At 75.2% G+C, this 22,313-nt stretch carries 17 protein-coding genes; 14 read left to right on the top strand and 3 right to left on the bottom strand.

What is annotated here, in order from left to right; all coding sequences use genetic code 11:
- The first annotated feature begins 17 nt into the window (after positions 1 to 17).
- From AB0399_RS22735 to AB0399_RS22720, 4 genes are all read left to right on the top strand, one after another.
- Positions 18 to 1,583 (top strand): AAA family ATPase, encoded by a 1,566-nt coding sequence (locus tag AB0399_RS22735; RefSeq protein WP_329365237.1) that lies wholly within the window; start codon positions 18 to 20, stop codon positions 1,581 to 1,583.
- 141 nt (positions 1,584 to 1,724) lie between these two features.
- The gene (locus AB0399_RS22730; protein WP_366412567.1) at positions 1,725 to 2,711 is read left to right on the top strand and encodes a hypothetical protein; all 987 of its coding nucleotides are present in this window, start codon (positions 1,725 to 1,727) and stop codon (positions 2,709 to 2,711) included.
- Positions 2,701 to 6,072, top strand: a complete 3,372-nt coding sequence (locus AB0399_RS22725) for a CHAT domain-containing tetratricopeptide repeat protein (RefSeq protein ID WP_366412566.1) — start codon at positions 2,701 to 2,703, stop codon at positions 6,070 to 6,072. The genes AB0399_RS22730 and AB0399_RS22725 overlap by 11 nt, the downstream gene beginning before the upstream one ends.
- A 1-nt stretch (position 6,073) precedes the next feature.
- Positions 6,074 to 6,571 carry a hypothetical protein gene (locus tag AB0399_RS22720; RefSeq protein WP_366412565.1) on the top strand — a complete coding sequence of 166 codons (498 nt, stop codon included), beginning with the start codon at positions 6,074 to 6,076 and terminating at the stop codon, positions 6,569 to 6,571.
- Positions 6,572 to 6,736: 165 nt separating this feature from the next.
- Here AB0399_RS22720 and AB0399_RS22715 read toward each other — a convergent pair whose 3' ends face one another.
- Positions 6,737 to 6,928, bottom strand: a complete 192-nt coding sequence (locus tag AB0399_RS22715; RefSeq protein WP_328468733.1) for a thiomuracin/GE37468 family thiazolyl RiPP peptide — start codon at positions 6,926 to 6,928, stop codon at positions 6,737 to 6,739.
- 223 nt (positions 6,929 to 7,151) lie between these two features.
- Between AB0399_RS22715 and AB0399_RS22710 the strand changes: the two genes are divergently transcribed.
- From AB0399_RS22710 to AB0399_RS22675, 8 genes are all read left to right on the top strand, one after another.
- Positions 7,152 to 8,171 carry a hypothetical protein gene (locus AB0399_RS22710; RefSeq protein ID WP_366412564.1) on the top strand — a complete coding sequence of 340 codons (1,020 nt, stop codon included), beginning with the start codon at positions 7,152 to 7,154 and terminating at the stop codon, positions 8,169 to 8,171.
- Positions 8,168 to 9,577 (top strand): hypothetical protein, encoded by a 1,410-nt coding sequence (locus AB0399_RS22705; protein ID WP_366412563.1) that lies wholly within the window; start codon positions 8,168 to 8,170, stop codon positions 9,575 to 9,577. The genes AB0399_RS22710 and AB0399_RS22705 overlap by 4 nt, the downstream gene beginning before the upstream one ends.
- Positions 9,577 to 12,465 (top strand): lantibiotic dehydratase, encoded by a 2,889-nt coding sequence (locus AB0399_RS22700; protein WP_366412562.1) that lies wholly within the window; start codon positions 9,577 to 9,579, stop codon positions 12,463 to 12,465. Before AB0399_RS22705 ends, AB0399_RS22700 begins: the two co-directional genes overlap by 1 nt.
- Entirely contained in the window at positions 12,459 to 13,436 is a 978-nt protein-coding gene (locus tag AB0399_RS22695) for a lantibiotic dehydratase C-terminal domain-containing protein (RefSeq protein WP_366412561.1), read from the top strand. Before AB0399_RS22700 ends, AB0399_RS22695 begins: the two co-directional genes overlap by 7 nt.
- An 81-nt stretch (positions 13,437 to 13,517) precedes the next feature.
- On the top strand, positions 13,518 to 14,714 hold the full coding sequence (locus tag AB0399_RS22690) for a thiopeptide maturation pyridine synthase (RefSeq protein WP_366412560.1): 1,197 nt from the start codon (positions 13,518 to 13,520) through the stop codon (positions 14,712 to 14,714).
- Positions 14,711 to 16,210 carry a hypothetical protein gene (locus tag AB0399_RS22685; RefSeq protein ID WP_366412559.1) on the top strand — a complete coding sequence of 500 codons (1,500 nt, stop codon included), beginning with the start codon at positions 14,711 to 14,713 and terminating at the stop codon, positions 16,208 to 16,210. Before AB0399_RS22690 ends, AB0399_RS22685 begins: the two co-directional genes overlap by 4 nt.
- Positions 16,207 to 17,628: a hypothetical protein gene (locus AB0399_RS22680; protein ID WP_366412558.1), complete on the top strand. Its 1,422-nt coding sequence runs from the start codon at positions 16,207 to 16,209 to the stop codon at positions 17,626 to 17,628. The genes AB0399_RS22685 and AB0399_RS22680 overlap by 4 nt, the downstream gene beginning before the upstream one ends.
- The gene (locus tag AB0399_RS22675; RefSeq protein WP_366412557.1) at positions 17,621 to 19,729 is read left to right on the top strand and encodes a TOMM precursor leader peptide-binding protein; all 2,109 of its coding nucleotides are present in this window, start codon (positions 17,621 to 17,623) and stop codon (positions 19,727 to 19,729) included. The genes AB0399_RS22680 and AB0399_RS22675 overlap by 8 nt, the downstream gene beginning before the upstream one ends.
- A 42-nt stretch (positions 19,730 to 19,771) precedes the next feature.
- On the opposite strand, the gene AB0399_RS22670 is transcribed toward AB0399_RS22675, so the two are convergent.
- Positions 19,772 to 20,152: a hypothetical protein gene (locus tag AB0399_RS22670; RefSeq protein ID WP_366412556.1), complete on the bottom strand. Its 381-nt coding sequence runs from the start codon at positions 20,150 to 20,152 to the stop codon at positions 19,772 to 19,774.
- Positions 20,153 to 20,290: 138 nt separating this feature from the next.
- Complete coding sequence (locus AB0399_RS22665; RefSeq protein ID WP_329365259.1) at positions 20,291 to 20,743, bottom strand: ATP-binding protein; 453 nt, start codon at positions 20,741 to 20,743, stop codon at positions 20,291 to 20,293.
- Positions 20,744 to 21,061: 318 nt separating this feature from the next.
- On the opposite strand from AB0399_RS22665, the gene AB0399_RS22660 reads away from it, so the two are divergent.
- Positions 21,062 to 21,928: a helix-turn-helix transcriptional regulator gene (locus tag AB0399_RS22660; RefSeq protein WP_329365261.1), complete on the top strand. Its 867-nt coding sequence runs from the start codon at positions 21,062 to 21,064 to the stop codon at positions 21,926 to 21,928.
- Positions 21,925 to 22,176 carry a DUF397 domain-containing protein gene (locus AB0399_RS22655; protein WP_366412555.1) on the top strand — a complete coding sequence of 84 codons (252 nt, stop codon included), beginning with the start codon at positions 21,925 to 21,927 and terminating at the stop codon, positions 22,174 to 22,176. Before AB0399_RS22660 ends, AB0399_RS22655 begins: the two co-directional genes overlap by 4 nt.
- Positions 22,177 to 22,313: the final 137 nt, after the last annotated feature.

Genomic DNA, 22,313 nt, shown 5'->3' with positions numbered 1-22,313 from the left:
CGCGACCGAAGGCCCGCATGTCGAACTACTCCGAAAGCCTGGCCCACCTCGACAGCTACATCTCCGCCCGGGTGCCCGTGATCGGTATGCGCTCCATCGAGCAGCAGCGTGCCCTGCGGCTGCTGCGGGACGCGGCCAACCAGCCGCGCCGCAGCACCATGCCGTTCTGGATCTACACGCGGGCCACCGGGCTGCGCGACCTGCGCACCAACGCCCCCGTGCACGACGACCGTTCGCTGGTCGGCGCGATGGACTTCGCCGCGAAGCAGTTCAGCGGCCGGGCCAACGCGACCGTGGTCCTCGTCGATCCCGACCACCTCGAGGACGACACTCCCGTCACCCGGCACATCGCCGAACTCGCCCGGCTCGCCGACAACAACTCCGGCAGCATCGTGCTGATCACGGACGCGCCCATCTGGAGCGGGCTTCAGCGCCTCGGCATGAGCCTGCACCTGGACCTGCCGGACACCGACGAGATGTACGACGCGCTGACCGGCTTCCTCGGCGACCACCAAGGGCACATCCCGATCGAGTGGGACCAGGACGACGCCCGGCGCGCGGCCGAGTTCCTCTGCGGTGTCACCGAGGCCGAGTGCATCAACCTGATGGCCACCATCGCCGCCAAGGGTTCCATCCTGAAGGGCGACGTCCTCGGGCTGGCCCAGGCGAAGGACCGCATCTTCTCCGACCTCACCGGGCTCGAACGCGTCCAGCTCAAGGAGGGCGACTACACGATCGGCGGCCTCACCAACCTGCGCAAGTGGCTGGCCCGCAAGCACGACATGATGCACGCCGACCTGCGCGACACGGCACTGCGGCCGCCACGGGGCGTCCTGCTGGTGGGAGTTCCGGGCTGCGGCAAGTCGCTGTCGGCCAAGGCCATCGCCCACGAGTGGCAACTCCCGCTCTACCGGCTCGACATGGCCAGCATCCACGGCAAGTACCTCGGCGAGTCCGAGGGCCGCTTCAGGGAGGCCCTCGCCATGGCGGACCGGGTGGCGCCGTGCGTCCTGTGGATCGACGAGATCGAGAAGGGCCTGGCGGGCCGGGACGACATGTCCGGCGTACCGCAGCGGATCATCGGGCAGTTCCTCTTCTGGCTCCAGGAGTCCCGGTCGCGGGCCTTCATCGTGGCCACCGCCAACGACATCCGCAGCCTGCCGCCCGAACTCATGCGCAAGGGAAGGTTCGACGAGCTGTTCTTCGTGGACCTGCCGGACAGTCAGGACCGCAAGGAGATCATCGAGGTCTACTACCACCGCTATCTGCGGGCCGACCCCGACCCGGAGCAGGTGGACCGGCTCGTCGACCTGTCGGAGGGCTTCGCGGGGTCCGACATCGAGTCCACCCTCCACGACGTCGGCGAGGAGGCGTTCCGATGCGGTGGCGCCGACCGGCTCAAGCCCTCCTACCTCCTGGACGCCTTCGCCAACACCGTGCCGCTGAGCCGGCTCAACCCCGAGCAGATCGAAGAGATCCGCGCCTGGGGCCGCGAACGCGCGGTCCCCGCCGGCCGCGTGTCGACCATCACGGCCCCCGGCACCTCCGGCCCGGCCCGCCGGATCGTGTTCATGGACGAGTGAGCCCCGGGCCGCCCCGTACCGCATCCGCCGGCCTCGCATCCGCCGGCTCCGCATCCGCCGGCTCCGCGCCCGCGGGGTACGTGCTCGGGCACACTGGTCATCGAAGGACAGAGGTCGCGTTCCGGACGGGGGGTGGCGGGCTTGCGTGAGGCAACCGCGGTGCTGGGGTGGGAGGTTCCCTTCGACCCGGAGGAGCTGCCGCGCGAGTGGGTGGAGCGGCTGCCGGTGCCGCAGGCGCCCTTTCGGGAACGGATGGGCGCGCTGGAACCGTTCTTCGAGGTCGCGACGCGCGGTCCGGTGCACGAGCATCTGCTGGGCGTCGCGCTGCTGCGCGCCGGGCAGGTCTTCGCGGCGGCGACGGCGCTGCTGTCGGCCCTCAGTGCGGGTCCCCGGCGCCGGGGCGCGTGGGTGGACACGGCCTGCGCCTACGCGGCGGCGGAGCGGCCCGAGATGGCGATGTGGCTGCTGGCCCACGTGGTCAGCGGATTCGAGAACGTCGGTCCGCACACGTCGCCGTACCCGGCGGGTTCGCAGCGTGCCGCGATGGCCCACAACCGGCTGATCGCGGTGCGCGACCTGCGCCGGCAACGGGCCGACGAGCTGCGCTTCCTCGAACTGCGCACCGCGGCGGACGGGGAGATCCGGGAGCGGCTCGGCGAGGAGCCGCTGGGCACGGACCGGCTGCTGCTGCACACGGCGGCGCTGGTCGCCCTCGGGGAGGCCAAGGACGCGCTCGACCCGTTCGACCGGGCGGCGGCGCTGCTGGAGCAGGACCGACTGCCCCTGGCGGGAGCGTTGCTGGAGCAACTGGCCCGTATCCGCGTCGCGGTCGGTCCCGCACGGGAGCGGGACGAGGTGCTGGCCCGCCTGCGCCGCCTCGCTCCTCGATCGGCGGTGCTGGCCGGCGTGCAGCAGCCGACCCTCCTCGAACGGCGCACGCGGGAGCAGGAGGCCGGGTTCGAGGCGATGCTGCTGGAGACGGAGGCCGAGCGCGGCCAGCGGAGCCTGCGCGAGCCGTGGGAGCAGTTGCGGCTGCGCGCCCGCGCCTCCGAGTACCCGGGCCCGTACCAGGAGGCCCTGTCGGGACTCGGCGGGCATGGCCGGAAGGGGGAGCACGGTGCCGGATGAGGACCGGGATGTGCTGCCCGTGCAGCTCGCGCTGCGCGCCCTGTCGTCCCCCACGTACGAGGAGGTGCTCGCCCACTTCGGGCGTATCCCGCCGGGCCGGCACGAGGAGACGGCGGCCGTCCTGCGGCAGCAGGCGGAGACGGACCGCTCCTTCGGGCGAGGGACCTTCGCGGAGCTGGCGGTGTTCCTCGCCGAGCGCTGCGAGGCCCTGGCGGTGACGGCTCCCGCCGCCGGACCGGCGGGCGGGTCCGCCGGCGGGGAGGGGTTCCCGGGGTTGCTGCGCCGCGCCTGCGCCGCGCGGGGCGTGCTGGGTGCCTACCGCGTGCTGGAGGGGCAGCGCGCCCTGATTCCGGACGAGCCGGTGCGGGCCGCGACGCGGCTGCTGGCGCAGTGGAACGCCGACCGGAGCGGCAACGCCCACGCGATCGCCGCGCTGGGACTGCTCACCGACCACGGCCCGAGCCGGACCACGGCCCGCGCCGACTGGGCGAACCACCTGCTCGGGCAGGGCCGGCACCGCAGGGCGCTCTACCACGCGGCCCACGCGCTCTCGCTCCAGCACGCGGTGGGCGACGCGCATTCGCTGGTGAACACCTACCTGCAACTGGCGTCGGTGTACGTGGCGATGGGCGATCCGCCGCGCCGGGCGGAGGTGCTGCGGCAGGCGGCCGCGGCCGTGGACCGGGAGCCGGAGGTCACCGCCGTGGAGGAGGCGGCGCTGCGCTTCCAGCTCGCACAGGCCCTCATCGCGCTGCACCACTACCGGGAGGCCGTGCCCGCGCTGGAACGGGCGGAGGCGCTGACGGCGGGTCTGGACGACGCGGAACGGTCGTTCGTGCCCGCGCGGTCGGATCTGCTCGGCTGCCGGGCCCGCGTGGCGGAGGCCGTCGGTGCGCTCGGGGCGGCGGTGGACGCCTACCGCGCCCTGCTGGAGCTGCCGCAGACGTCGACGCGCGCGGCGGTGCGCGCTTCGGCGGTGTACGGCCTGGCCTCCTGCCTGGAGCGCAACGACCGCCAGTGGGAGGCGTTCGAGCTGCTCGGCAACGAGCTGGAACGTGCCGAGCAGCAGGGGGCGGGCGCCCTGAACGCGGTGTCGCTGCGCTGCACGCTGGCCAGGCTGCTGTTCTCCGGCACCGATCCGCGGCTGCCGCGTGACACGTTCACGCTGGAGTCCCATCTGGTGCAGGGCCTCTTCGAGGCGGCGGGCTCGACCTACCCCTGCTTCGGCGAACTCTTCGTCACCATGGGCGACCTGGACCTGTCCGAGGACCGCCACCAGGGCGCGGCCGAGTGCTACCGCTACGCCCTGTACGTGTCCGGGGACCCCGGGCACGCGCGGCAGCCGGAGCGGCTTCCCGAGCGGCTGCGCACGCGCATGCCGCTCACCCGGCTGCTGCCCGCGGAGGGTTTCCACGATTCGCTCTCCTTCGCCCTCGCCAGGCTGCGCGAGCGCATGCTCCGGCTCTTCCCCGCGGGGGCCAACCACCTGCCGGACACCCGCCTGCTGGCGCTGCAACGGCTGTGCCGCGTCGAGCGCGATCCCCGGCGGCGGGAGCAGCTCGCGGACCGGCTCGCGGAAGGGCTGCGCCGGGCGATCGAGCGGGACGCGCTCCTCACGTTGCAGGACCTGACGGTGCCGGTGTGCGAGGCGGTCGCCGAGGTCCGTGGCCCGCTGGTGGCGGCGCGGCTGGCGGAGGAGGTCCTCGCCTCGTACGACGCGCACGGCCGGCTCCCGGACCCGGACCTGCCGCTGGGGCTGGCCCGGCTGCTGCTGCGGGTTCCGGGCGGGCACCGGCGGGCCTTCGAGGTGCTGTGGCACCACCGCGAACTGCGCTTGCGGGCACGGGAGTCGCATCCGGTGCTCCAGGACGCGGACCAGGCGGCGGGGCTCGTGCTCCGGCTCTACGAGGCCCTGCTGTCCCTGCTGTTCGAGCACGGCGACGACCTGCCGCTGCCCGACGGCCGCCCGCCGGACCTGCTCGCGTTCGACCTGCACGAGGAGACGAAGGCACGCGGGGTCGTGGAGGACCTCGCACGGATGCCGCTGGCCGAGCCGCCGCAGGTGCCGCAGCGGGTGTGGGCGGAGGAGCGGCGACTGCTGTCCGCGCAGCGGCGGTTGGCGGGCGGGGAGCGGCCGGACCGGGCCTGGGCCTGGCGCGAGTGCGCGGGGGCGCTCGGCCTGCTGTACGAGCAGTTGGAGCCGTTCGTCCCGGAGTACGTACGGCTGCGCACCGCACGGCCCGCCGGGTTCGCCGAGGCGTCGCGGCTGCTCAACGAGGCGGCTCCGGCCGAGGGCATGGTGCTGGCCTCGTACTTCACCGGCGAATCCGAGACGTTCTGCTTCGTGCTGGCGTCCGGTGAGGACGCCCTGCGGTGGCACCGCATCCGGGTCGGACGCGCGCAACTGCACGCCGCCGCGGAGAAGATCCGCCGCACGGTCGACGGCGACCGCTCCGCCTTTCCCCCCGTCCCCCCGATCAGACCGCGGCGGCCGTCCCCGCTGCCCCTGGAGGGGCTCGCCGCCCGGCTGATGCCGTTCCAGGACCTGCTGGAGGGGCGCGGGCTGCTGTGCGTGGCGCCGCACGGGCCGCTGTCCGTGCTGCCGCTGGGCGCGCTGCGGCTGCCGGACGGCCGGTACTGCGTCGAGCAGGCGGCGCTGGTGTACATCCCGAGCATCTCGGCCCTGGCCGCGCTGCGCGCCGCACCGCCGGCCGGTTCCGGCAGCGCGCTGTGCGTACGGGTGGCGGCGGAGGAGGACCTGCGGGGCGGCGGCAGCGGCTTCGAGGCCGACACGCTTCCCGCCGGCCGCGGCTGGCGGCTGTCCGCCCTCACCGGACCGCAGGCCACCCCGGAGGAGGTCCTCGACCACATCGCGCGGGCCGACCTCGCCTACATCGCCTGCCACGGCCACCAGGACCACAGCGACCCGGAGAACTCCGCCCTGCTGCTCTCCGACGGCACCGACCGGCCCAGCCGGCAGGCCGATCCCGCCTCGCAGCGGGCCCGGCGGACCTTCCTGCGCGCCCGCGACCTGAGCGGGTCGCGCACCCCGTCCCGCGTGGTGCTGCGCGCCTGCTCGGTCGGCTGGCACGAACCGGACCATCCCGGCGAGGACTTCACCGGCCTGCCCCGCGCCCTGCTGCGCGGTGGCACCCGCACGGTCCTCGCCCCGATCTGGCAGGTGGACCGCACCAGCTCCGCGGCCCTGCTCGACGAGGTGACCGGTGCGGTGATGGACGGCCGCCCGCTGTGGCGCGCCCTGTGGGACGCGCAGCGGCGCATGCTCGCCGACGAGGACCGCCGCTACCTGTCCCATCCCTACCACTGGGCGGCGTTCGTCCCGCTCGGAGACTGGAGTTGACATGGGCGACGACGTCCACGCCGAGCGGGCCGCCGCCCTGCCGGACCGCGCCGCGCTGCTGGCACTGGAGGAGGCCGCCCACGAGCTGGGCCGGGCCTTCCCCACCGGCGTGACGGACACGATGCAGGCACAGCAGGTCCTTGAGGAGCTCTTCGCCCAGGCCGGCGCCGGGGCCCCGCCGCTTCGGCCGGACGATCCCGCGGCCGCCGCCCGCCGCGTGCTGGCCGCGCTCGTACGCGAGGAGGCCGCGCGGGACCTGGTCGCGGAGATCCTCGACGACCCGCCGGAGGACGACCAGATGGGCGGCGAGGACCTCCTCCCCGACCTGGCGGTCCTCGCCGGGGTCCTCGCCTTCCTGCGCCTGCACGTCGCCTTCCGCTTCAAGCGCGACAACAGCCGCACCACCGTGGAGTTCCGGCTGGAGACGAAACCGCTGTCCGACTCCGCGCTGGCCGCGCTCGTCCGCGCCGTCCTCAGCCTGATGAACCGCGAGCGCTGAGCACGCGAGGAGCTGAACGCGCGGGGAGCCGACCGGCACGGGGGCCGACCGGCATGAGACCGGCCGGCATGAGACCGGCCGGCACCCGGCTGACCGGCGCGAGGCCGGCCGGCACCGGGCCGACGCGCGTGCCGGGCGACCTTCCGCCCGGCACGCGCTACCGACTCACGAACAGCTGCAGTTACAGCAGTTCGGCGGCGGCGCGCAGCAGAAGGACGCACTCGCCTCCGTCATACCGTGGCCCGCCGTGAGCGACTGGCTGTGCTCGTCCCCGGCCAGCGAGTCCAAGTCGAGGTCCAGCGCGAGGTCGGCGACCGCCGCAGCAAGCGAGGGTGAGCCGTTGCTGTTCTCGTTCATCAGAGCCCTCCTTTCGAACCTAATGGAGCATCAACACGCATGTTCGGGCGCCCAGTTCGGACACTAGCGTGACGAATGGGGTCTGTGAAGGGGATGGACTAGACCATTGAGCTGAGCTAGTGTCGGCCGCCCGGAGGTCGTGGGCACGGCTTCGTCCGGCGCCTCCCCGCGCCTTTCGCCCGCGAGAACACGTTCCCGCCGCGGAACCCCGATGGAGGTGGCGATGAGGCCGAGGCTGCTTCCCGACACGCATCTGCTGCCCTCCGAACGGGGCGTGGTGATCAGCGGACCCCGGCACACGGCGGCCTTCGCGCTGCCGGGAATCCACCCGTGGCTGGAACGGCTGCGGCCGTTCCTGGACGGCGGCAGCGACCTGGACCAGCTCACCGCCGACCTCCCGCCACAGGCCGCGCGGCACGTCCGCACCCTGGTGGAACTGCTGGCCCGGGAGGGCTTCGTACGCGACGCCACGGCGGATCTTCCGCACGGCCTGACCCCGCGGATACGCGCCCACCACGCCGCGCTGATCGACTTCGTCGCGGCGCGCGCGGACTCGCCCGAGCACCGCTTCGAGCGGTACCGCGACTGCGCTCCCCTGGTGGTCGGCAGCGGGCGGATGGCACGCGCGCTGGTCCTCGCCCTGCTCGCCTCGGGGGTGGCCCATGTCCGCCTGCGACGCGGCGAGGCCGACGAGGGTCCGCAGGCCGCGAGGGACACGGCCCGGCTGAGCGCGTGCGTGGCGCTGCTCCAGCAGGAGGGCGGGTGCTTTCGCTACGAAGCCGTGGGCGCGGAGACCTCCGAACCGCCCGCGAGCGCCGGGGTGGTGCTGCTCGGCTCGGACGTGTGGGACCCGGAACCGGCGGGCCGGGCCCGCGCGCTGGCGTCCCGCGGTGGGCTCTTGTACGGGCAGGCGGTGGGACGGGGCGACCGCGTGGTGATCAGTTCGGTGGGCGTTCCCGAGGACGCCTCGGAACCTCCAACCCCCGTGGAACCGCGGGATGGTGGGCCCGATCACGGCGCGACCGGCGCCACGGGTTCGGGCGGTCCGGCGCACCCGCCGGGGCCGAGTGCGTACCTCGGGGGCCCGGTGGCGGCGCTCGCCGCCAACCAGCTCTGCCTGCACCTGCTGCACCGGGTGGCGGGCCTGGACGGCACCGGCGAGGGCGCCGACCCGTCACTGGTGACCGATGCCGCGGTCCTGGATCTGCCCACCGGCCGCTTCCTCGGCGCGGAGGCGCGGTGACCGGCGGGGCCGCCGGCCGGACCGGCACGGCCGCGGGGACCGGTCCAACCGCGCCGGCCGGCACGGCCGGTACGGTTCCCGAGCCCCCCGGAACCCCCGGAACCCCCAGCACCGCAAGGAGTTTCGCGACCGAGGACCCGTTCCCCTCGTCGCTCTGGGCGGACGCGGTCTACTCCCGCCGGGCCATCCCGCCCACGCTCGCGGCGGGACACCCGGCACCCGGAACGGCCGGCGCGGAGCCCGACCCGCTCCCGCCCGGGCCGCGCCTCCCGCTGGCGCCGCCGCCGCTCCACCTGGCGCCCTCCCCCGGTTCCCCGGCCACCCTCGCCGACCCGGCCGTCCTCGCCGCGCTGCTGCACTACTCCTACGGCCTGCTCCAGCACGACCTGACCCCGGGCGGCTGGCCGCTGCACCGCGCGGTGGCCTCCGCGCGGTGCCGTTACCCGAGCGAGCTCACCCTGCTCACCCCCACCGCGGCCTTCCGGTTCGATCCGCTCCACCACCAACTCGTGCTGCTGCCAGGTTCGTCGGGCGATGATCGGGACGGCGGTCCCGGCACCTCGCGGCATGTCGTGATCACCAGCCGGTTCGCCCGGACGGCCCGGCTCTACGGCGACTACGCCCCGCGGCTGTGCGCCCAGGAGGCGGGGATGCTGCTGGGCGCGGTGCACCTGGTCGCCACCGCGCTCGGCCTGCGCACCCGGCCCGGCCAGGACCGGGAGACGCTGCACGACCTCTGCGCGAACCGGCTGCCGGCCATGGCTGAACACCCCATGGGCTACCTGGAGATCCTGGGACCGGCGGCGCCCACGGCCGACCGGGCGGCCTGGCCGCCACCCGACCTGGCCTCGGTACTCCGCGCCCGCCACTCCGGCGCCGCGCTCTTCGACCCCGAACCCGTGCCCGCGCCACGGGAGTTGCTCACCGATCTCGAAACCGCCCTCGCCGCGGCGCCGTTCACCGGCTTCTCCTGCCACCTGCTGGTCCGGCGCGTCGCCGGCACCTCCCCGGGCCACTACGTCCACGGCGGCGGCCGCCTGCGCCAGGTCCACGACGGCGACCCGCTGCCGCTGCTCGAACGGATCGGGCAGACCGAGGGCCGGGTGTCGATGAACTTCCGCTCCACCTCCTGCACCGCGTACCTCGCCGTGCGGCGCGGTGCCACCGTCGCGCGGCACGGCACCGACGCCTTCCGCAGGCTGCACCTGGTCGCGGGGGCGGCGGCCCACCTGCTCTGCGTGGTCGCGGCGCGGCACGGCCTGTCCGCCCGGGTCCACAACGGCTACGACGCCGCAAGCGCCGAACGCCTGCTCGGGGCGGCCTCGGGCGAGGAGACCGTGCTCTTCCAGGTGGCCGTCGGCACGGCACGCCCGGGCGCCGCCTTCCGTATCCCCGTGGTGTTCTGATGAGCCGGAACACGCCGCCTTCGACCGGTCGCCCCGCGCTCACCACCCCTGCGCCCGCCCCCGCTCCGGCCCCGGCCGACCGGACCGTGGGAGTGCGGACCGCCGGGCTGCCGACCACCGCGCTCGACGCCTCCCGCATCCCGCGCAGCACCGAACTCGCCGTCCGCGTCGCGTCGTTGGACCAGCGGCTGACCGTCGACGCGGCCCGGCTGAGCGACGCGCTGTACGCCCTGATCGGCACCGAGCCGGCCCGCCCCTTCAAGGCCCGGCTGGTGGGCCTGCGCCGCGCCGTGCACCAAGGCGCCCGTATCGGACCGCTGTTGGGCGCGGCGGCCCCGCCGGACGTACTCGGCACCGCGCTCGCCGAGCGCCTCCACCACCACGCCGATCTGCGTCGCACCCGGGCGGAGCTCTTCGCCGAACTGGGCAGCGTCCTACCGGTCGAGACCCGGTCGGCGGCGGCCGCCCTCGCCGCGCTCGTCCAGGACCGGGCGTTCGCCACCGGTCTCGACTACGCCAGCCCCGACCTGTACGAGGACCTGCTGCGCTGGGGCGAGCGCGGCACGCCCGAACGGCGCCCGCTGGACGGGGCAGCCGTGCGGCTGGCCAAGTACGCGGGCCGCGCGATGGCCAAACCCAGCCCGTTGACCACCTTCGCCGCCGTCGGCTTCGGCCGCTGGGAGGCGGACGCCGGCGCCGGCGTGCGGCTGGAGAGCTCCGTCCGCGCCGAGGTGGCCGAGGCGGGTCTGCTGCCGCTGTCCCGGATCGCCGCCGCCCTCGCCCACGTGCCCGAACTGGGCGCCGCCGTGCGGCTGCGCGTCAACCCGTCGGCCACACCGGTGCCTTCCCCCGAGGGTGAGCGGTGGCTGTTCACCGCGCCGGGCCCGTCCGGCGAGGTACGCGCCCTGCCCGCCACACCCGCGCTGGCCGCGATCCTGGCGGCGGTCCACGAGGAGCCCAGCCCCGTACGGCTGCGCGCCCTGCTCGGCGCGCCCGGCCCGGGGAGCGCCACGACCGGCCCCGCCGACTCAGCCGATTCCCCCGCCGACTCAGCCGATTTCCCCGCCGACTCAGCCGATTTCCCCGCCGCCGACTCCCCCGGCTCCGCCGCCGACGCCGTCATCGCCCGGCTGGTCCGGCTCGGCCTGCTGGAGGTCCGGCTCGGCCCGCCCGACCAGGAACTCGACGCCGCCTCGCTGGACGACTGGCTCGGCCGCCACCTGCCGGCACCGCGGCACCGCGACCGCCTCACCCCTCTGCTCGACGACCTGCGCGCCATCCGCGACGGGATCGACGCCGCCCGGGCCGCCGCGCCCGGCTCCCACCGGGACCTCGCCGCCGCCCTGCGCCGGCACACCACGGATGCCGCCCGGCGCCTCCAACTGATCGGCCCGAACGACGAGTTGGACCGCGGGCCGGTGTACTTCCACCACACCGTCACGGTCGGCACGGCCGCCGTGCTCGATCCCGCCGGCTGGCAGCAGGCGCTCGCCGACCTGGCACGGATACCCGCGCTGCTCGCCCCGTTCGACACGCTCGCACCGCCGCGCGAAGCTCTCCGGCAGCGCGCCCTGACCGCGTACGGCCCGGGTTTCCGGCAGCCCTTCACCCGCTTCCTCCAGGACTTCGGTGCCTGGTGGGCCGCACCCGGGGCACACGTTCCGAGCGAGCGCGACGTTCAACGGCGGGACGAGCTGCGCCAGTTGATCGCCGGCACTGCGCCCGCGCACGACGGCACCGTCCGTCTCGCACCCCAGGTCGTCGGCGAACTGTGCGGCGCCTGGCCCGACCCGGACACCTCCGGCGACCACCACGCCTATTACGTCCAGACCCTGCCCGACGACCCGACCGCCGGGCTCGGCCTGGTGCTCAACACGGTCACCTGCGGGCATGGGACCGGCCGGACCCGGATCGCCCGCCTGCTCGACGCGGCGGCCGGAGCGGCCGAACCCGAGGAGGTCGATTCCGAGGCTGCCGCACCCGAGGTTGCCGCACCCGACCCCGGCTGCCCCGAGGCAGCCCACGAGGGGCTTCCCGACGGCGTTCCCGCGGGCACCCCGCTCCACGTCGAGTTCGACGCCGCCTTCGGCAGTGCCCTCAACCAGCGGGCGGCGGCCACCCGTTACGCGATCGACCTGGACGGCGCCACCTCGCACCGGCCCCCCGAGCGGTTGATCCGCCCCGCCGACCTGGACGTCGTGCACGACCCCCGCACCCGCCGCCTCCACCTGCTCCACCGCGCCTCCGGCCGCGTCGTACGGCCGCTGCACCTGGGCCTGCTCGCCACGCCGCTGCTCCCGCTGCCGGCCCGGTTGCTGGCGGAGGCGTTCGGTCAGACCTCCTACGCCTTCTGGTCGGACTGGCCGCAGTTGTGGCAGTTGCTCCCGCCGGCGCGGACCGCGCCACCGGGTACGGACCCGGGGGCGGCGCCCGACGCGGGCTGGACGAGGATGCCCCGGCTCGCCCTGGGGGCCGTGGTGCTGCGCCGGGCGACCTGGTTCGTCGACCGCGGAAGGGCGCCGGCCCGCACCGCCGGGGAGCCGGACGCGGCCTACCTGGTCCGCGTGCACACCTGGCGCGCCGCGCTCGGCCTGCCGCAGCGCTGCTTCCTGCGCACCCTCACCCCACGCCCCGCCGACGGCTTCACCGGCCCCGCGCTGCACGACAAGGACCGCAAGCCGGTGTACGTCGACTTCGCCCACGCCCATCTGCTCCGCGTCTTCGAGCGGGCGGCCGCCACCGGCCGCCCGCTGCTGCTCACCGAGGCCCTGCCCGACCTCCACGACGCTCCGGCCCACCGGGACGGCCGCCGGTACGCGACCGAGTTCGTGGTCGAGCTGCCCGCCGCCCCGCTCCCGCTGCCGGACCGCCAGGCGCGGACATGCTGACCCGCCCGCCCGGAGGCGTACCGGACCCGGAGCCGGGGCCGGACCCGGAGCCGGAGTCTCAGCCGGCCCCGGCATCGGACCCGCAACCCGACGACCGCTGGGTCAGCGCCCACGTGTTCACCGGGCACCCGCTCGACCTGGTGGTGCGCGCGCTGCTCCCCGAGGCCGTCGCGGAGCTGCGCCGACGCGGCCTGGCCGACCGCTTCTTCTTCCTCCGCCACTGGCAGGGCGGTCCGCACCTGCGCCTGCGGGTACGCCTCACCACGCCGGCGGCGGAGCCCGCGGTACGCACGACGCTGGAGGCGCACGCCGCCGCGTTCTTCCGTACCCGGCCGCCGTCGCCGGCCATGACGGGAGGCCAATACCAGGCGTTGGCACGTCAGTTGGCCGCCCAGGAGCCGGAGAGCGAATCCGGCACCCTGGCCCCTCACGACAGCCTCGCCTTCCACCCCTACCGGCCGGAGCACGGCAAGTACGGCCGGGGTGCGGCGCTGCGGGCCGTCGAGGACGCGTTCGCCACCTGCAGCGAACTGGCCGTCGCCGCGGTGCTGGCCGAGTGGGGCCCGGCACGGCGGGCGGCGCACTGCTTCGCCCTGCTGACCGGCAGCCTGGACGCGGCGGTCGCGCCGGACCGGCCGGCGCCGGACCTGCTGGCCCGGTACGGCGACCGGCGGGCCGCCCTGCTCACCGTCGCCCGAGCAGCCCGCGCGGCCCGCGCGCAGGCACCGGGGGAAGCTGCCGGCCAGGCCGGCACCGACCCGGTGCACCAGTGGCTCGCGGCCTGCCGGAACGCCCAGCGGCACTCCGCCCTCCCCGACCGGCTGGCCGGCCATCTGACCCACCTGGCCTGCAACCGCCTCGACGTGCGGCTCGGCCAGGAGGCGACCCTGCGCGGCCTGGCGCTGCTGGCCGTGGCGGAGTTGACGGGCGCCGGCGGCCCCGCGCGCCACGACGGCGCCGCACCACCGTAAGGCCGGCCCCCGTAGCGACAGGCTGACGAAAGCCCGTGGCAACGAGCCCGGACCGCAGAGAACCACGAAGGAGGGACCCCCGTGGCAGCCATCCCGCCGACCGACGAGCCGCAGTGGCGCGCGGCCCACATCGCGTACTTCGGTGACGACACCGACCAGTTGATCCTCCAGGCCGTACGGCCGGTGATCGAGCGCTGCGCCGGTCACGTCGCCTCGGCCTACGTGCTGCGGCACTGGCGCCGCGGTCCCCATCTGCGGCTGGTGGTCCAGGCCACGCCGGCCGTCTTCGCGGAGTTGGTGGAACCCGCCGTCGCCGAGCTGATCGGCGGATATCTGGCCACGCGGCCGTCCGCGGCCCCCCTCGACGAGGCCGCCCTGCTGCCGCTGCACCGCCGCCTCGCCGCGGCCGAACGGGAACCCGGCCCGCTGACCCCCTTCCACCAGGACCACGCGATCACCTGGGAGGAGCACGACCGCCGGGTCGACGTGCTGGGCTGTCCGGTCGGCGCCGACGAGTTGGCCCTCTTCTACCAGCGGACCAACGACCTGATGTTCGAGCACCTGGAGGCCGTCGCCGCGGGACTGCCGCGCGAGACGCTGGCCCTGCGCCTGATGCTCGCCACCGCGCACACGCTCTGCCGGCACCCGCAGGACCCGTCGATCCGCCGCGGGTTCGTCTCCTTCCGCTCGCACGCCGAGGGCTACCTGAGCACGGTCGGCCCCCAGGTGCGGGACGCCTTCGCGCAGCGGTACGCGGCCAACCGCGCGGTGCTCACCGACCAGGTGCGCGCCGTGGTCGCGGCCTTCGACACCGCCGGGGCCGAACCCGAGCCGCCGGGCACCGCGGCCGGGCCGGACCAGGCTGCGGCGCTGCGGCGCTGGGTGGCCGCGATCGACCCGCTGGGCAGCCGCTGGACCGCGCTGTACGAGGCCGGCGAGATCCCCGAGGCGGAGATCCCGACCGACGAGGAGAACGGCATCGGCGGACTGCTCACCGCCAGCCCGCTGCACCGGGCGATCAGCGGCAGCGCCACGTACAAGCAGATGATGTACCGGGACCCGCGCTTCCTGCGCTACCGCCTGATGCTCAACTACACCTATCTCCACCTCTCCCGTCTCGGGCTGCCCGGCCTGACCCGCTACCTGCTCTGCCACCTCGCGGCCGACGCGGTGGAGGAGGTCTACGGGGTCAGCGCGCTCGAACTGGTGCTGGCCACCGCGGCGGACACCCCCGGTACGCCGGAGCGCGCCACCGCGGCGGCGCGGACGCACGGATGAGGACCGCGCCACCGGCTCCCGGGCCCGACGCCGACCCGTCCGACCAGGCCAACGCGTCCGACCCGGCTGACCTGTCCGACGCGGCCCACCCGTCCTACCCGCCGCCCGCCGACACCGGAGGGGCGGCGGCCCGCCGCTACCACGCGCGGTACGGCCGGGTGCTGCCCGCCATCGACCCGGCGGCGGGCAGCGCCCCGCCCAAGCACCACCCGGGCGCGCCCGTCCTCCCCCTGCCGTTCCCGCCGGTCCTCCCCCCGCCCCCGGCCGGCCCCGACTCGCCTTCCACCGAACCCGATGCGCCCTCCGCCGACCGCGATCCGGCCGCCTCCGCGGAGCGCCTGGGGGCCCTGCTCGCGCTGCTCAACGGCGTCACCCGGGTCGACTGGACCGGCGCGGGCGTGGGTGCCGGCCGGCCGGTGCCGTCCGGCGGCGGCACGTATCCGGCCGAGGTGTACACGGCCGGCGCCGCCGGGCTCTGCCACTACCTGCCGTCGGCCCACGCACTCGAACTCCTCTCCCGCGCCGACCTGCGCGCCGACCTCACCCGCGCGCTGGACCGGCCGCCGCCCGAGCAGCCCGAGTCGGTCCTGCTGATCACCAGCCGGCTGGACGCGAACCTGGCCCGCTACGGCCCCTTCGGCCACCGGCTGCAGGCGCTCGACACCGGCGTGCTGACCGGGCAGGCGCTCACCCTGCTGGAGTCGGCCGGCGCCGCGCCGACGGCGCACGCCCGGTTCGCGGGCGGGGAACTGGGCCGCCTGCTCGGCCTCGACCCCGAAGCGGAGCGCGTCCACGCCGTGGTCACCGCCCGGACGCCCGGCGCGATCGCGCCCGACGCCCCGCTGCTGCGCCGCCGTTCGGCCCGCTCCGGCTTCGAACCGGTCCCGGTTCCGCTGGCCGCCCTGCTCACCGTCCTGGCGGACGCCGCCCGCCCGATCCCCCTGGACCACGCCGCCCCCGCCGGCTGCGACCTGTACGTCGTCGCCCACCGCGTCACCGGACTTCCGGCCGGCTGCCACCGGCGCGACCCGGGCACGGGCCGGCTCGTACCGGTCACCGGGGACGGCACGCCCCGGCACCTGTTCCCACCCGGCGGTCCGGGCGAGCTGGCCGGCTACGAGGCGGCCTGCGCGGTGCTGGTGACCGGCGACTACGAGTCGGGCTATCCCGAACACGGCGACCGCTGGTACCAGATGCTCAACCTGCGGGCGGGCGTCATCGGCCAGCGGATCGGCCTGGCCGCCGCGCGCGCCGGACTCGGCGCCGGGCTCCGCTGCGACGTCGACACCGCGGCCGCCGACGCCTTGCTGGGCGCGCACCCCGCCCGTACGAACCCCGACCGTAGGCACCCGGACCGCGCCGACCCCGCCCGTACGCCCCCCGACCGCACCACGCTGCTCGCCGCTCTGCTCGGCCAGGAACGCGGCAGCGGCACACCGGCCTGCCATCTGCTCCACCCGACCGTACCGACCCCTCCCCGGCCGAGGACACCGTGATCACCTACGACTCCGCGCCCCTCCTGCGCGCCGACGCCTTCCTGACCCCGAGCGGCAGCGGCACCGTCTACGTGCGCTCCAGCCAGGGCACCGACCTGATCGCCGCTCCCGGCATCGCCGACTGGCTGGACCGGCTCGCTCCGTTCCTGGACGGCACCCGCACGGTGGGACAGCTGGTCGGCGGCCTCGACGAGGCCCGGAGCGCCATGGTGCTCCGCGTCCTTCGACTCATCGACAGCCACGGCCTGTTGACGGACCAGGCCGCCCCCGGCCCGGAGCGGCGCACCGCCGCCTACTCGCGGCTGCGGGTGCTGGTCCTCGGGGCGCCGCCCGCGGTCGGCGCGCTGACGGACGCGCTGCGGCTGACCGGCCTGCCGGCCGTCACGCCGGTCGCCGACCACGCGGCGGCCGCGACCGCGATCGCGGCCGGCGGCCATGACGCGCTGCTGCTCCTGTCGACGGGCGACGATCCGCCCTCCGTCGCCCGGCTCGACGAGGACTGCCGCGCGCACGGCCTGTGGTTCGCCGCCGCCGTCCATGACGCGGAGTCCTGGTGGCTGGGCCCGACGCTCTCCCCCGGTCCCGACCGCGCCGCCGGCGGCTGGCTCGGCGCCCGGCTGCGCGTGCACGGCACGCAAGCCGCCACTCCGCTCCCCCAACACCCCTCCGAGGGTGCCGAGTTCGCCGCCACCTTGCTGGCGTACCGCTTCCAGCGGGCCTTCCTCGACTCCTCCACCGAAGCGGCGGCCGAGCCGGAACCGCTCGTCCGGCTGGACACCGCGACCCTGACCACCACCCGCCACGCCTACCGCCCCCACCCGGGCGCGCTGCCGGCGGCGCCGGAGTCCGAGGCGCGGTTCCTCGCCGGAATCACCGCCCTGCGCGACGGCCCGGCCGTCGGCCCCGAGGAGTTCTCCCAGCGCGCGGCCGGCTGCATCGACCCGCGCGCCGGACTGCTCGCGGACCTGGACGAGGGGGAGCTGCCGCAGTTCCCCCGGCATGCCTCCCGGGCCCTGGTCCGCGACCCGCGCACCGGCCGGGCCGAGCACCAGGTCCACGCCACGGGAACCGACTTCACCACCGCGCGCCTGCGCACCGCGTCGCGCGCCCTGGCGCTGTACGCGCTGCTCGCCCTCGACCCGCGGCGGTTCGTCCCGGGGCCCGGCGGGCCCTCCTTGTGGGCGTGGTCCCCCGAGCGCGGCACGGCCCACCTGGTGCCGGCGGCCGCCGTATCCGCGCGGGGACCGGGCGCGCCCCGGGGACTCGGCTCGGGCGGCACGTTCACCGAGGCGGTGGCGGCGGCACTTCGCGACCTGCGCGGCCCCACGCACGGCGCGCTGATCGTGCCGCTCGACCACGATCCGGCCGCCACCGCGATCCTGCCCTACCTGCTACGAACGGTGCGCTGCGATGACTGACGGCCTCCTGGCGACCTTCCCCCGGACACACCACGACGGCGGCCTGCTCGGCCAGGCGCTCGTCCGCCGGTCCGGCACGATGGCGCGGCCCCGGAGCGAGGCGCAGCTCCTGAGCGAGGTACCGCTCCTGAGCGACGTACGGCTGCTGGCCGCCGACACACCCGACGCGGCGGCGGCGCGCGCGCCTGAACTGGCCGCCGCCGGCGCCCCGTTCCTGCTCGTCGTCGCGGAACTGGACCGCGTGGTCATCGGCCCGCTGGTCCGCCCCGGCACGCCGGGCTGCCACCGATGCCTCGCCGCCCGCCGCGCCGGGGCACGTGACGACGCCGCCGAAGCGGCGGCCCTGCACGCCACCTACGGCAACCGCCTCACCGGCACGGTCTCGCCCCTGCTCACCCCGATCGCCGCCGACCTCGCCGCGCGACTCGCCCTGAACCAGCTCAGCACCGCGGCGACCGCCGAGGCGACCTCAGCGGCGACCTCAGCGGCGACTCCGGCCGCGCCCACCGCGGCGCCCACCACCGTATCCACCGCCGCACCCGCCACCGCCGGCGCCGGGCACACCGTCACCATGCTCCGCCTCAGCGACCTGGAGATCACCCGGCGCCGCTTCCTGCCCGACCCCCTCTGCCCCGAGTGCGGCGGCCTGCCCGACGACTCCCCCGCCGACGCCACGATCCCGCGCGTCACCCGGCCCAAGCCGGACCCGGCGGTCACCCGGGTCAGGAACCTGCGCGCGGAGCGGGCCGTGCTGGAAGCCCGCTACGCCGACGACGAGACCGGCGTCCTCAAGGGACTGCGCGCCCGCGGCCTGCACACGCTGCCGTTCGCCGAGGCCAAGGTCGGCCCGCCCGAGTCGGTCGACGGCGGTTACGGCCGCGCGCTCGACTTCCGCACCGCCCGGGTCACCGCGATCGCCGAGGCACTGGAGCGGCTCGGCGGAGGCCGCCCCGGCGGCCGGCGCACCGTGGTGCGCGGCAGCCACCGCGAACTCGCCGCCCGGCACCCCGGCGCCGTACTGGACCCGGCGACCACCGGTGGCCACGAACCCCACCGCTACCAGGAACCCGGCTTCCCCTTCCAGCCCTACCACCCCGACCTCGTGCTGCCCTGGGTCTGGGGACACTCCCTCACCCGCGAGCAGCCGGTCCTGGTCCCCGAGAGCCTGGTGTACTACCGGCTCGGCCGGCATCACCCGCGGTCCGCCCGGCCGTTCGTCTCCGAGATCTCCAACGGCTGCGCGCTCGGCGGCTGCGTCGAGGAGGCCGCCCTGTACGGCCTGCTCGAACTCGCCGAGCGCGACGCGTTCCTGCTCACCTGGTACGCCCGGCTCCCGGCGCCCGCACTCGACCTGCGTTCCGCGCGTGACCGGCGGATCGGCCTGCTCGCCGACCGTATCCAGGAGCGCACCGGCTACCGCGTCGAGGTCTTCGACGTGACCGGCGCCGAGCGCATCCCCTGCTTCTGGGCCGCCGCCGTGGACGCCCGACCGGCCTCCACTCCCGGCAGCGAACCGGCGGCGCCCCGCCCCCGCGTGCTGTGCGCCGGCGGCTCGGGGCTCGACCCCGAACGGGGTGTCTTCGGCGCGCTGCACGAACTGGTCACCGCCATCGAGGCGTACCGGCTGATCTACCCGAAGCGCGTGGCGGACGCCGCCCGGATGCGCGAGGACCCCGAGCAGGTCCGCCTGATGGACGACCACGCGCTGCTCCACTGCGACCCGATCGCCGCCCGCCGCCTCGACTTCCTGCTCGCCCCCGGCGGCCGCCCGCCCCAGGAGCGCCGCGACCTGCGCGAACTCGCCGACCACTACGCCTGGCCGCTCCACGCCGACCTGCGCGCGGATCTCGACGAGGTGGTGGGCCGGTTCGCCGCGTCCGGCCTCGAAGCGATCGTCGTCGACCAGACCACCCCGGTGCACGCCGCGTCCGACCTCTCCTGCGTCAAGGTCCTCGTGCCCGGCCTGCTCCCGATGACCTTCGGGCACCACCTGCGCCGCATCGCCGGACTCGACCGTGTCCTGACCGCCCCGCACCCCCTCGGCCACACCCCCCGCCGGCTCCCCGAGGAGATCAACCCCCACCCTCATCCGTTCCCCTGACCGGCCACCGGCCGCAGGCCGGCCGCCGACCGGCCAGTGACGTCAGCCGGTCTCGCAGCACCCCGACGACAAGGGCGCCCAGGTGTAGCGCACGTGCACACCCTGGGCGCGCAGCCACTCGGCCTCGCGGGTCCGCAGCTCGTGCGCGGACTCCGGGGCGATGGCGCTGGGCCAGCGGACGAGCACCGTGCCGACGTGGCCGGTCTGTGCCAGCTGTCTCACCCGCCGCCACCCGCTGCGCCGGGCCGGGTCGGACTCGCCGTACGGGTCGGTGATGACCTCGGAGATCGTCAGTCCGCGCTCCTCGGCGAACGCGTGCCCTTCGATCTGCGCGCGCTGCGTGGCCTCCCCGGGCGCGCACCGGGCTCGGTCGGCGCACACGTACAGCACGACGGAAGAAGCGGCGTCATCGTGAGGAGTCATGGGCACCTTCCGCGAGCAGAACGAGGAGGAGTGGGAGGGGTTCCGCCGCGCGCAACGGTGAACGCGGCGGGGGCGTGCGGTCGTTGCCGCGGGTCGGCGCGACCGGTCCGGTGCGGCGGCCGACCGTGCCCCACAGCGTCACGGGTGGGCCGTCAACTCTGCCCAGACGACCTTTCCTTCGGCCCGCGTCGAGCGTGCGGAGCCCCAGGTGTCCGCGAGTTGCTGGACGAGGAACAGCCCTCGCCCGCTCTCCTCGCCGGGGCCGGCGCGGTGCTCGGGCGGGAGGACCGGAGTACGGCCCTCGTCGTGCAGCTCTATCCGCAGGCGCCGCTGGTCGCCGGTCAGCGTGAGGCCGCACAGGACCTGACCGCTGCCGGTGTGGAGCACGGCGTTCGTGGTCAACTCGGAGACCAGCAGCACCGCGTCGCCGCAGGTGTCGTCGGGCAGCTGCCACGCGCGGAGCCGGTCCCGCACGGTGTCGCGGGCGGGTCTCACGCTGGAACGCAGGGCGGGCAGGCCGAACCAGTACTCCCGGCACGGCACGGTCCCGGCTAAGGCCGGGGCCGGAGGGGAGGGCGTGGACAGAGTCACGGGTGTCGCCTTCCAGCGCCTCCGGGGGGCGGGGCGCGGTGAGGGGATACGGGACTGCGGCGCGAGCGGTGCGAGGCGTGCGCCGAGGCACGTGACCAGCGGTGGGGGGCCGACGACGGGATCGACATCACGCGTGCTCTCCGGCACCGGAATCTGCGTCATTACTGTGCCTTGACCGCTCACAGGTCCACTATGCGCGTGCGATAGCTCACGCTGCAACCGACTCCCTGATAATCTCAGCAGCGCTTGTATCACTCTGGTGTCATCATCAAATGGCTGTAAGAATGGCTTTGTTGACGATCACTCAGGGGGTTGGGCGTGAGCGAAGCCCGTTCCGGCACCAGCGCGCCGACGGTCCTGCGGATGATCCTCGGCCGTCGGCTGCAGGACATGCGGCTGGGCGCCGGTGTGTCGCTGGAGGACGCGGCGAAGGCCCTGCGCGTGACCCCCCTGACGATCCGCCGGCTGGAAAAGGCCGAGGTCGCCCTGAAGCCGCTCTACGCGGAGAAGCTCCTGCAGACGTTCGGCGCGGACCGCCAGGAGATCGACGAGTTCGTCGACATGGCCGAGCAGGCCAACAAGCCCGGCTGGTGGCACTCCTACCGCGACGCCGTCCCCAGCTGGTTCACCGCCTACGTCAGCCTGGAGACCGGCGCCAAGACCCTCCGCACGTACGAACCCCAGTACGTCACGGGCCTTCTGCAAACCCACGACTACGCCCGCGCCGTGCTGCGCGGCGGGTTCCCCAACGACAGCGAGGAGGAGCTCGCACGCCGGGTGGAGCTGCGGCTGCGCCGCCAGAGCCTGCTGGAGCGGGCGGACGCCCCCACGCTGTGGGTGGTCATGGACGAATCGGTCCTGCACCGGGTGGTGGGCGGCCCGCACGTGATGCGCGAGCAGCTCGAACGGCTCCTGGACGCCTCCGAACTCCCGCACGTCAGCCTCGACATCGTGCCCTTCAGTGCGGGCGCGCATGTCGGAGCGTGCGCCCCGTTCACCTATTTCCGGTTCGAGGAACCCGAACTGCCCGACATCGTCTACAGCGAGCTTCTCTCCGCCTCCGTCTACCTTGACCAGCGCGCGGACGTCGTCTCCCATCTCGAGGCACACAACCGCATGGCGCTGCTGACGTCTTCCGAGGACAGCAAGACCCTCTTGAACCGCATGCGCAAGGAGTACTCATGACGATGACCGACGAGAGCGTCTACAACGGCATGCCGGCGCGCGATCTCGGGGAACAAGGCTGGGAGCGCCCCTGGAGCGGGCCGAACGGCGGTCAGTGTGTCGAGACCAAGCGACTCGCCGACGGCCGCGTGGCCGTACGGCAGTCCACCGATCCGGCCGGCCCGGCGCTGATCTACACGCCGGAGGAGATCGCCGCGTTCGTCCGCGGCGTCAAGGAGGGGCTGGCCGACCACCTGGCCGCCGGCTGAGCCGACGGTGAGCGGAGCCGCCGGGCGACCCGACGGTGAGCGGAAGGGACGACCACACCGGTCCCGCCCCCCGGGCCCGCGGGCCCGGGCCCCCTCGTCGTCCCCGGCCGCGCCGACTGGCGGCAGGCCGTCGGCGA

This window comes from Streptomyces sp. NPDC088194 (assembly GCF_040702025.1).
Taxonomy (GTDB): Bacteria; Actinomycetota; Actinomycetes; order Streptomycetales; family Streptomycetaceae; genus Actinacidiphila.
Note: the sequence above shows the minus strand (reverse complement) of the source record. Positions and strands in the feature narration are given on the sequence as shown.